Origin of the sequence: Helicobacter baculiformis (genome assembly GCF_900197685.1) — a bacterium.
GTDB lineage: Bacteria > Campylobacterota > Campylobacteria > Campylobacterales > Helicobacteraceae > Helicobacter > Helicobacter baculiformis.
Genome location: NZ_FZMF01000058.1, coordinates 19124 through 29083 on the forward strand (window position 1 = coordinate 19124; position 9960 = coordinate 29083).

General features: G+C 45.4%; 10 protein-coding genes. All 10 read left to right on the forward strand.

The genetic code is table 11. The features are described 5' to 3' along the window. Nucleotides 1-44: 44 nt before the first annotated feature. The 10 genes from greA (at nt 45) to C6G87_RS07535 (ending at nt 9926) form a co-directional block, all read left to right on the forward strand. Nucleotides 45-536, forward strand: coding sequence for a transcription elongation factor GreA (greA, locus tag C6G87_RS07490; RefSeq protein ID WP_104752893.1), 492 nt, complete (start codon nt 45-47; stop codon nt 534-536). After that, the gene (dut, locus tag C6G87_RS07495) at nt 523-954 is read left to right on the forward strand and encodes a dUTP diphosphatase (RefSeq protein WP_104752894.1); all 432 of its coding nucleotides are present in this window, start codon (nt 523-525) and stop codon (nt 952-954) included. The genes greA and dut overlap by 14 nt, the downstream gene beginning before the upstream one ends. Continuing rightward, nucleotides 955-1578 (forward strand): hypothetical protein, encoded by a 624-nt coding sequence (locus C6G87_RS07500; protein ID WP_104752895.1) that lies wholly within the window; start codon nt 955-957, stop codon nt 1576-1578. It begins immediately after the preceding gene. Further along, a complete protein-coding gene (locus C6G87_RS07505; protein WP_233709065.1) occupies nt 1575-2771 on the forward strand; it encodes a hypothetical protein in 1197 nt (398 codons plus the stop codon). The genes C6G87_RS07500 and C6G87_RS07505 overlap by 4 nt, the downstream gene beginning before the upstream one ends. After that, a complete protein-coding gene (locus tag C6G87_RS07510) occupies nt 2768-3376 on the forward strand; it encodes a type III pantothenate kinase (protein WP_104752896.1) in 609 nt (202 codons plus the stop codon). Before C6G87_RS07505 ends, C6G87_RS07510 begins: the two co-directional genes overlap by 4 nt. Next, a complete protein-coding gene (locus tag C6G87_RS07515; RefSeq protein WP_104752897.1) occupies nt 3376-4086 on the forward strand; it encodes a sulfite exporter TauE/SafE family protein in 711 nt (236 codons plus the stop codon). Before C6G87_RS07510 ends, C6G87_RS07515 begins: the two co-directional genes overlap by 1 nt. Further along, on the forward strand, nt 4083-4616 hold the full coding sequence (locus C6G87_RS07520) for a D-glycero-alpha-D-manno-heptose-1,7-bisphosphate 7-phosphatase (protein ID WP_104752898.1): 534 nt from the start codon (nt 4083-4085) through the stop codon (nt 4614-4616). The genes C6G87_RS07515 and C6G87_RS07520 overlap by 4 nt, the downstream gene beginning before the upstream one ends. A gap of 148 nt (nt 4617-4764) precedes the next feature. Continuing rightward, nucleotides 4765-7116: a DEAD/DEAH box helicase family protein gene (locus C6G87_RS07525; protein ID WP_104752899.1), complete on the forward strand. Its 2352-nt coding sequence runs from the start codon at nt 4765-4767 to the stop codon at nt 7114-7116. Beyond that, complete coding sequence (locus C6G87_RS07530) at nt 7113-8726, forward strand: site-specific DNA-methyltransferase (RefSeq protein ID WP_233709066.1); 1614 nt, start codon at nt 7113-7115, stop codon at nt 8724-8726. Before C6G87_RS07525 ends, C6G87_RS07530 begins: the two co-directional genes overlap by 4 nt. Nucleotides 8727-8771: 45 nt before the next feature. Beyond that, entirely contained in the window at nt 8772-9926 is a 1155-nt protein-coding gene (locus C6G87_RS07535) for a M20 aminoacylase family protein (RefSeq protein WP_104752900.1), read from the forward strand. The last annotated feature ends 34 nt before the right edge of the window (nt 9927-9960 follow it).

Consider the following 9960-nt stretch of genomic DNA (forward strand, 5'->3'; position numbering starts at 1 on the left):
TTAAGCATGCTTGCTATATAATGAGACCTTTTAAGGAGTATGGTATGAAAGAACCCATGAGCCCTTGTGGCTATGAAAAACTTTGCGCGGAGCTCAGGCGTTTAAAGGAGGAAGAGCGTCCGCAAATTGTCAAAGAAATCGATCGCGCCCGCGAACATGGGGATTTAAAAGAAAATGCTGAGTACCATGCCGCTAAAGAAAAACAAGCTTTCATTGAGGCGCGTATCAATGATCTTAGCCATATCTTAGCCAATGCGCAGGTGATTGACCCCTCTACCTTGAGCCACCATAAGGTAAGCTTTGGAAGCACGGTGAAGGTGCTTAACCTAGAAACAGATAAAGAAGTGATCTATACCATCGTAGGGAGCTTGGAAAGCGACCCCGCGCGTGGGCTTATTTCGTGCAGTTCGCCCATCGCTAAAAGCTTGATGGGCAGAGAAAAGGGCGAAGAGGTGATTGTGGTTTTGCCCTCAGGGGAAAATGAGCTAGAAATTTTAGATATTTTTTACCAAGACAGCGCCCATGCTAAACATTAAGATTCAAAAATTACATCCGCAGGCACGTGTTCCTGCCTACCAAAGCGTTGGGGCTAGTGGGTTTGACTTGCATGCGCTTGAATCCCTAGAAATCGCTCCTAAGAGTGTTGCCTTAGTGCGCACGGGGTTAGCGATTGAATTAAAAGAGGGTTTTGAAGTGCAGATTAGATCGCGTAGCGGGCTGGCACTCAAACACCATGTTATGGTGCTCAATTCCCCGGGCACTATTGATAGTGATTACCGGGGCGAATTGCAGGTGATCTTGATGAATTTTTCAGAACGCGCTTTTGGTGTCTGTGCGGGAGATCGCATTGCTCAAGGCGTGTTATGCCAAGTTCACCATGCCCAGTTTGAAATAACGACCCAACTAAGTTCCACAGAACGCGCAAGTGGGGGCTTTGGGAGTAGCGGGGTGTAGATGGAACTCAAAGACAATCTTAAACAAGTTCAAGAAGAATTTAAAAGTGATGAAAAGCTCCTAGAAAGCGCATTTAGAATAGAAAAATTCTACCATAAGTATAAATTTATACTTTGGGCATTAGTTGGGCTTGCGCTCATTTGGTGGGGGGTGGTGCAATTTTTAGAGCACAAAAAAGCCGTGCGCACCCAAGAGATCACAGCTCTTTATAACGAAGTCTTGCAAAACCCCAACAATCTAGCTTTGCTCGACAAGCTCAAGCGTGTAGCTCCTGATCTTTACAGCCTGCACGCTTATGCGCGCGCGCTTAGAGACAAAAATATAAGAGCGCTTAGAGAGCTCATCACAGCGCCCAATCCCTTAGTGAGCGCTTTCGCGCGTTACTATAGCGCTTCTTATGATGAGGACTTGCAGGCTTTAGAAAAACTGCAGCTAGAGGGCATGCAGGATTGGATCACCTTGCAAAAGGCGTATTTAATCTTGCAAGAAAACCCTAAGGGCAATGTCAAGCCACTTTTAAGCACTATTTCCCCCACTTCTAGCCTCTATCAAGTCGCCACTTTGCTTAGGCATTATGGCGTGCAAGAACACACGCCCTCATCTGCACCCAAGAAGTCTCCGTGAGCTTTAAACTGATTTGCCTTGTGCTCGTGTTGGTCTGCATGGGTTGTAATTCGAGAAAGAATTTTGAGCCGCCCAAATCTAAGATCAAGGGGGAATTGCGTTTTGCCCATGCGCTCAAAGATCCCATCACTTTTACTAACCGCTATGGGGCGATTTTGAAAAATGGAGGGGTGATTGACTTTCAGGGGCTTACCCCTTTGAAATTGAGTAAAAAAGAGTATAAAGAGAGCTCTTTTCTTAATCAAAGTCAGGATTATTACATCTTGGCAGAAGATTGTTGGCGTAGCCATAAACGCAATGGTCCTAAACCTAAAAAAGCAAAACAGATCAAACTGACCGCCCAACAAGCCCAACAAGAGATTGTAGAGAACATTGAAACCATAGATGAACAGGTGGTTTTGAACGACCATTGCCACCATTTAGAATTGGTGAGCACCGCTCTTCAGCCCAAACCTTCTATTCTTATCCCCATAGATACCTATCCCTTAAGCGCAAGCGTGCACGGCAAACGCTTAGCGGTGGTGATGTCAGATAATTCCGCCAATATTTACGACATCACCACCCGCAAGCTTATTTTTAGCGAAAAGGGCGCGTCTGCCACCACCATTAATTCACTCATGGCGGCACCAGTTTTTTTAGATAGTGTGGTGGTTTTTCCCATGTTGGATGGGCGGTTACTGGTGGTTGATGTGAGTGGGAGTATTCCTAAGGTGGTGCGTAATATCGTACTCAATAGTGAGAAATTTTTTAATAATGTCATCTATCTTAGGGTAGATGGGGAAAACATGTTTGCTGCCACAACTAAAAGATTGGTTTCTGTCATCTCGGGGCAGGAATTTAATTTTGATGCGGATATTGTAGATGTGCTTTATAAAAATAACCATCTTTATGTCTTGACTTTGGACGGGCGCATTTTAGAAATGGATAAAACCCTCAACGAGCAGAGTATGGGAGTTGTCAAGCTTCCTTTTGCCATGCTGACAAGTTTGGTTGTTACCGACAAAAAACTTTATACTCTAGAAAAGCGGGGATACTTGGTGGAGGTGGATTTGAAACATTTTGACGATTATCGGGTTTATGAACTTAAGAATGTCTCTAAGAGTTGGGGGGGGCGCTTGGATAAGATGAGTTTTTACACCACTGATAAAATTTATTACGATCGTTATTATATGGATTTGAGTCGTAACCCATGATCTTGTGTGATATTGGTAATAGCGCCTTGCATTTCTATGATGGCAAGAGAGTTTGGCACCGCACGCCAGATACCTTAGAACCTTTTACAGAACCCCTGCACTATATCAGTGTCAACCCCACCTTTGAACACGCACTACTGGATATCTGCCCCCACGCCCACAATCTAGAGCCCCAAATCAAGCTAGAAAGCTCTTATAAAGGCTTGGGCGTGGATCGCAAAGCAGCGTGTTTAGGACTGGGGGATGATGGGGTGGTGGTCGATGCTGGAAGTGCGATCACGATTGATGTGATGGAAAAGGGAATGCATTTAGGCGGAGTGATTTTACCCGGTTTTAAAGCGTATCATCAAGCCTACCAAAGTATTTCTGAGGTGCTTGATCACCCTATTAATGTACGCATAGATTTAGAGTCTCTCCCTCAAAGCACCGCGCAGGCATTGAGTTATGGCGCGCTAAAAAGTATCCTGCTTGTGCTTGAGGGGATTATCGGGAAAAGAAGGGTCGTTTTCACAGGGGGTGATGGAGAGTTCTTGAGCGCCTTTTTTACCCGGGGTGTTTATCATAAATGGCTTGTGTTTGAGGGCATGCGGCGCGCGCTCGCTTAATGGAGTTGTTCTACCTCTTTTTAAGTACGTCTTTGATGGCTTTGGGGCATTGTGTGGGCATGTGTGGGGGCGTGGTGCTTGCCTATACACAGGCTAAGTTTCCCACACCCACCCCTTTAAGACACCAACTATTAGGGCATGTTCTTTACAATTTGGGGCGTGTGAGCACCTATATGGTGGCTGCGCTTATTGTAGCATTCTTGGGGCACACTCTTTTAGATATGTTGGCACAATATAGCGCGATCGCACGCTCTCAATTACAGGGCGCGATGATTATGGGCGTGGGGGGGTTAATTATCCTGCTTGCCTTTGGCTTTATCTTCAAATGGCATTTAAATCTTGGCGCGTTCTCAAAGCTTTTTAAAGCCACTTTAGGAAGTACTAAACTCTCTAGCTTTTATCTGCTAGGCTTGCTCAATGGACTTTTACCCTGCTCGTTGGTCTATTATTTTCTTCTCAATGTGCTCAACACGCCTAATTTAACCCATGCATTTTTAACCGTGCTCGTGCTCTCCCTGGCAACCTTTGCACCCATGCTAGCTATGGGGTTATTCTCAGGGCGTTTTTTGAGCGCATCCGCGCGCACCATTTTTGCTAAACTCGCTTTTGTGCTCATGCTAGGTTCGGGAGGGTATGATCTTTACAAAGGGTTTCACATGTTTACAGGGCATGCCCACCATTCCCATATGCACATGGAATCTATGCATTGAGGCGCAGAGCTTTATTTTTAGATCGTGATGGGGTGGTGAATGTAGATAAGGGCTATGTGCATAGCGTGGCAGATTTTGAATTTACTCCCGGAATTTTTGAGCTCTTGAGTGATGCTAAAGTGCAGGGGTTTTTGCTTTTGTTGGTTACTAACCAATCTGGCATCGCTAGAGGATATTATAGTGCGCAGGATTTTTGGGCTTTGAGTACGCACATGCAGGCGCTGTTACAGACTAATTTAGGCTTTGGCTTGGATCGCATTTACCATTGTCCTCATGCTCCAGAAGCATGCTGTGAATGCCGCAAGCCTAAATTGGGCATGTTGGCACAAGCCCTAAGAGATTTTTCTATTGATACCGCGCAAAGCGTGATGGTGGGCGATAAGCGTAGTGATATGGAATTTGGATTAAGGGGGGGAATTGGGGTGAATCTTTGGTTGGCGCCCCAAGAGCTCATGTCTCACCCACGCCTTTTTTGCATTGAACACTTAGATCAGGCGCGCGCTTATTTGAAGTCTAAGTCTCTTATATGACCTCTTCTATGTTCTTATAATCTTTTAAGAGTTGGATCGCATGCGTACCGCCTCAAACCAACTAACTTTTCTTTAACCCCCAATACACTATAACGCGTTTTATGTGTTAAGTGTCGCCACATAAATGTAGCAAAAACCAAAGGTCATCATGCCCATCCAAATCACCCCTTTACAAGATCAAAAAGTCCATGAGATTGTGGCGCATTATGCCCGCATGAGGGCACAAGAGGACACAACACAAGCAACAACACAAAGCGAAACCCCAAACAACCCCGGCAAAATCGTAGAATTTAAAGCCCCTACAGGTGCAGGTAAAACCCTCATGGCAAGCCTTTTTATCAGCCGTCTCATCGCCCATTACCCCGAAACCAACTTCATTTTCATCATCGCCACACTCTCCAGTGCCGAGTTACCCGGCGCTTTTGTGCGTAAGATTAGAGACTACAGCCATCAAGGGGTGCTAGACACCCCCATCCTTGAAGTGGCGCATTACGAATCCCCCTCAGCAAGCAAGGCTCAAAAATGCGAGAGTGTGCCCCCCATTAGGTGTCAAAAAAACAAAGTCTATCTCTTTGGCAAATCCACCTTTGGCAAGGGCAAGCTTTACACAGAGCTTAAAATCATCGATGCCTTTGTCCTAGAGGCGGCAAGGGATTACAGCCTCATCTACATCCGTGATGAAGCCCACATCGGCACAAAAGCCACAGAGAAACCCACTTTTGAAAAACTTTTAGAAGAAAACGCCGCTTTTATCCTAAGAATGACCGCCACTTTTGACCAAAAAACCCTTTATCCCCGTGTAGAGATCACCCAAAGCGAACTTGAAAAGAGCGGCGCGCAAACGGGGCAGTACTTGCTCAAAAACCAAGCCAAAATCTTAGAAAACGAAGCCTTTGAGGATTCTAAGCTCATCGATCAAGCCATCGAGAGATTTAAAGAAATCAAAGAGGCTTATCAAAAACTAGAACAAGAGGGGGTGTTCATCCGCCCGGCCATGCTCATCCAAGTGGATAACCAACCCGATGCCAAAAAGCAACCCGATGCCTTCACAAAATGGCAAAACACCTTGCAAGAGCTCAAAGCCAAGTTTGAGGCACAAGGCTTATCATGGGTGCAATACTTCGGGGAAAGCTCCAAAGAATCGCTCAAAACAGGCAGGCTCAAAAACACCCCCAATGGCGTAAAGCACAACCGCCGGGACAACGATATACCCAAGGACGCTTTACTCCACAAAATCTCTCAAATCAACGACACCACCGATTGCATCGTTTTCAAAATAGGTCCTGCTACAGGGTGGGACATCCCTAGGGCGTGTATGTTATTACGCTTGCGCAATGTCTGCTCCTCTGCCTTAAGTATCCAAACCCTAGGGCGGATCAAGCGCAACCCCTACCCAAACTTAGCCAAACACCCTATTACGGACACCTACTATCTTTATGAAAACTTCAAAACCCCCAAGGACTACACCACCTACAGCTACCAAGTTAAAGAGCCCTTCAAGGGGTTCCAAGTGCTTAAGATTGTCTTAAACATTGAGGAAAAAGCCCAAGACCCCGCCGCGATCCAAAAAGGATTAGACCATTTCATCACCCAAAACGCCCAAAGGGTGCAAGACTATGCCAACGATTGTTTTAACAATGAGGATGCGCCCAACACTTACCGCCTCCACCACGCCAAGCGCACCCTTGCCAACCTTTACAGCCTACTACACCGCCTAAAACGGCTCAAAAATGCCTTAAATACCCCCCAAAAGGGCATTTTAAACGAAATTTTAAACAAACTCAAAGCCAAATATCCCCACACAAGCCCCCTACAATTTGAGGCAATTCTCTTAGAGTTTTTTAGCCAAGACATTGCAAATATCTACAGCACTTCTCTAGCAAGGCACAAAACCTACATGCCCCACCTAGAGACCTACACCCCACAAGAGTGGCGCGAGGAGTGGGCGCAAGAGCCTACAAGTGAGGAAATAGACCCCGATAAATACTTAACCACAATCAAGAAAGACGCAAACCCCACCGAACACCTCCCCTTAGACTCCGCCTCCGAGATCGAGGTTTGCAAGAAATTAGACCGCTTTGCGTGCAAGAACCAAGCGCATATAGAAGTGTGGCTCAAAAACCCCCCACACAGCAACGTCTATATCCAATACCTAGACCAGCAGGGCAATAAGCACGCCAGTTACCCCGACTTTGTGATGCGCTTTAGTAATGGCTATCTTGTCTATATTGAGGTGAAAAACGCCCAAGACATCAACCAAGAGAAAACCAAACTCTTAGCCCAAGCCTATAAAGAATACTTCAGCAACCCTAAGCAAGAAAATTTATACACCCATACAAGCCCCCTTGTGCTGTGCATTTACAAGCACGACCCTAAAAAACCCGTGCTAGAACGCTACTACGACCTCAAAGACCCCCACCTAAAAGCCCTTGAAGAAAGTGGGACAGATTTAAGCCACCTGCTCACCACCATTAAAAACGCCCCAAAGGTCGCCCAATGAGCCAAAATTTTGCCCAAAAACTAGAGATTTACAAGCAAAAGCTAGAGCAGATCCCCACAACCAGCTTTAATACCGATCAAAAAAAGCTAGCCCTAGAGATTTTAGAAAAAGCCCAGCCACACAACCTAGAGGCAATTTTTTCACTCCTCACCAAGCGCATAGATGTGGGCTTTGTTTTTGATATAGCCCCAGAGGTCCAACAAGACGCTATTTGCTTACTCAAACACGACAAAGACCTAAGCTTTGCCCCCGCTTTGTGCCAACAACAGCACGCCATGATCTTTGGAGAGAATTACGATGCCTTAAAAAATCTCTTGGTGCTGTATCGGGGCAAGGTGGATTGCATTTACATAGACCCCCCCTACAACACCGAGAGCACCAAGCAAGATGGCAATGACTACAAGAGTGAGCAAAATTCTAGCGGGAAGTTTGGCTACCGCGACAAATTCATGCGCACCGGGTGGCTCAATATGCTTAACGAACGCCTAAAACTAGCTAAGGACTTGTTGAGCCAAAAGGGCGTGATTTTTATCAGCATTGATGACAGCGAGCAGGCGTATTTGAAGGTGCTGTGCGATGAAGTTTTTGGGGAGGGGAATTTTGTGGCTAACTTAGTGTGGCAAAAGAAAACAGGCTCGTCAGATGCTACACATATTGCGGTTATCACGGAATATATTTTGGTTTATGCTAAAAACCAAGAGGTGTTAGAGCTTAAACAAAACACGCAAGCCCACGATGAAAAGCGCTACAGGTGTCGCGATGCGTTTGAAAGCACACGGGGCAGATACTACCTTGATACTTTGGATAGGGGAGGACTATCCTATAGCGATAGCTTGAACTATGGGATTGCATGTCCCGATGGCACAATCATTTATCCAAACAAAAGACTAGAGTATAAAAACGATGGATGGATTTGGAAATGGGGGAAAGAAAAGGTTAAATGGGGTTTAGAAAATGGTTTTATCGATTTTCGCAAGTCAAAAAGTGGTCAATGGAAAGTTTGCTACAAGGTTTATCTAAATGTTGATAATGAAGGCAAGCCAATTGAGAGAGCCGCCCCCTTTAAAAACCTTTTAACTGAAGTGATGAATAACAATGCCACGCAAGAAATTCAAGCCATTTTTGGCAATATAAAAGCCTTTGCCACTCCTAAACCCACAGCACTTATGAAAAAAATCTTGCAGATCGCCACTACCCCTAACTCTCTAGTCCTAGACTTTTATGCCGGGAGTGGGACCACGGGGCAGGCGGTGATGGAGCTCAATAGAGAGGATGGGGGCAATAGGCGGTGTATTCTAGTAACCAGCACAGAAAATAACATCGCTCAAGGCGTGATGTATGAGCGTATTTACCGCATATGCCATGGCAAAGGCACTAAGGGCGAAAGCTTTGCATGGGCGGATAAAAACAAACCCTTTAAAGATCAAGGATGGGAAGTCTTTGAGGGGCAGACACACCATTTAAAGATTGACGACTATGAGACGGGAGAATATTTAAAAGAGGTGGCAATCGAGGGCTTTAAAACCCTTGAACCAAATTGCAATCTAGGCGATGAGCTAGACATCTATTACACCCTCTCATGTTTGACCCCACAAAAGAAGGAGATTTGATTATGATATTGAGTTTCTTTTCAAAAATCTATAAAAGGAGAGTTAATGTCTTTGATTGAAGAGATTGTAGCGATGCAAGAGGAGTTTATAGCCATCCGCCGTCAAATCCACCAAGAGCCAGAAATTGGTTTTGAAGAGGTGAAGACCTCTAAACTTGTAGCAGAGAAATTAAGAGAATGTGGCTATGAAGTGCATACAGGTATAGGCAAAACGGGCGTAGTGGGGGTGCTTAAAAAAGGAGATTCGCCTAAGAAAATCGGCTTAAGAGCGGATATGGATGCATTGCCCATGTTAGAAGATAACGACTTACCCTACAAAAGTCAAAATATGGGAAAAATGCACGCTTGTGGGCATGATGGGCATAGCGCGTCTTTGTTGCTGGCAGCTAAATACCTAGCCACACAAGATTTTAACGGGACGCTAAATCTCTATTTCCAACCCGCTGAGGAAGGTTTGGGAGGCGCAAAAGCCATGCTTGAAGAGGGTTTGTTAGAAAAGTTTGACAGCGATTTTATCTTTGGGTGGCACAACATGCCCTTGGGTACGGATAAAAAAATCTACCTTAAGAGCGGAGCAATCATGGCGAGTGCGGATAGTTACACCATAGAGATTAAAGGGCAGGGTGGGCATGGGAGCGCGCCTGAAAAATGTAAAGACCCTATTGTGGCCGCCTCCTTGTTAGTGGTGGCTTTGCAAAGCATTGTTTCTAGGAATATCGATCCCCAACATAGCGCTGTGGTGAGTGTGGGGGCGTTTAATGCGGGAAACACATTTAATATCATCCCCGATCGCGCTGTATTAAAATTAAGCGTGCGGGCTTTAGATGCCAAAAGCCAAGAGATGGTAGCTGAGCGCATTAAAGAAATTGCCAAAGGAGTCGCTTTGGCTCACGAGATAGAGATCGAGATTACAAAGCAATCTGCTGCGCCTGTTACTATTAATGACCCCAAAGCTACCGCATTTGCCCAAGAAGTAGCAAAAGAGGTTTTTGGAGAAGAGTCTTGTTGCTTTGAACATCCAGCAGCTATGGGGAGTGAGGATTTTGGCTACTTTGCACAAAAGCGCCCTTGCGCTTACGCTTTTTTAGAAAACGAAAATACCCACTATATCCACACTTCTACCTATGTTTTCAACGATGCGCTTTTAACCCGTGCGGCCAGCTATTACGCGCGCTTAGTTTTGAAATATTTGGGGTGTTGACAATTCCCATAATTGACACCCTCCCCCTAACTTT

Coding starts and splice junctions, on each gene's coding strand:
- C6G87_RS07525 (WP_104752899.1), top strand. CDS start 4,765: ATGCCCATCCAAATCACCCCTTTACAAGATCAAAAAGTCCATGAGATT.
- C6G87_RS07535 (WP_104752900.1), top strand. CDS start 8,772: ATGTCTTTGATTGAAGAGATTGTAGCGATGCAAGAGGAGTTTATAGCC.
- C6G87_RS07510 (WP_104752896.1), top strand. CDS start 2,768: ATGATCTTGTGTGATATTGGTAATAGCGCCTTGCATTTCTATGATGGC.
- C6G87_RS07515 (WP_104752897.1), top strand. CDS start 3,376: ATGGAGTTGTTCTACCTCTTTTTAAGTACGTCTTTGATGGCTTTGGGG.
- C6G87_RS07530 (WP_233709066.1), top strand. CDS start 7,113: ATGAGCCAAAATTTTGCCCAAAAACTAGAGATTTACAAGCAAAAGCTA.
- greA (WP_104752893.1), top strand. CDS start 45: ATGAAAGAACCCATGAGCCCTTGTGGCTATGAAAAACTTTGCGCGGAG.
- C6G87_RS07500 (WP_104752895.1), top strand. CDS start 955: ATGGAACTCAAAGACAATCTTAAACAAGTTCAAGAAGAATTTAAAAGT.
- dut (WP_104752894.1), top strand. CDS start 523: ATGCTAAACATTAAGATTCAAAAATTACATCCGCAGGCACGTGTTCCT.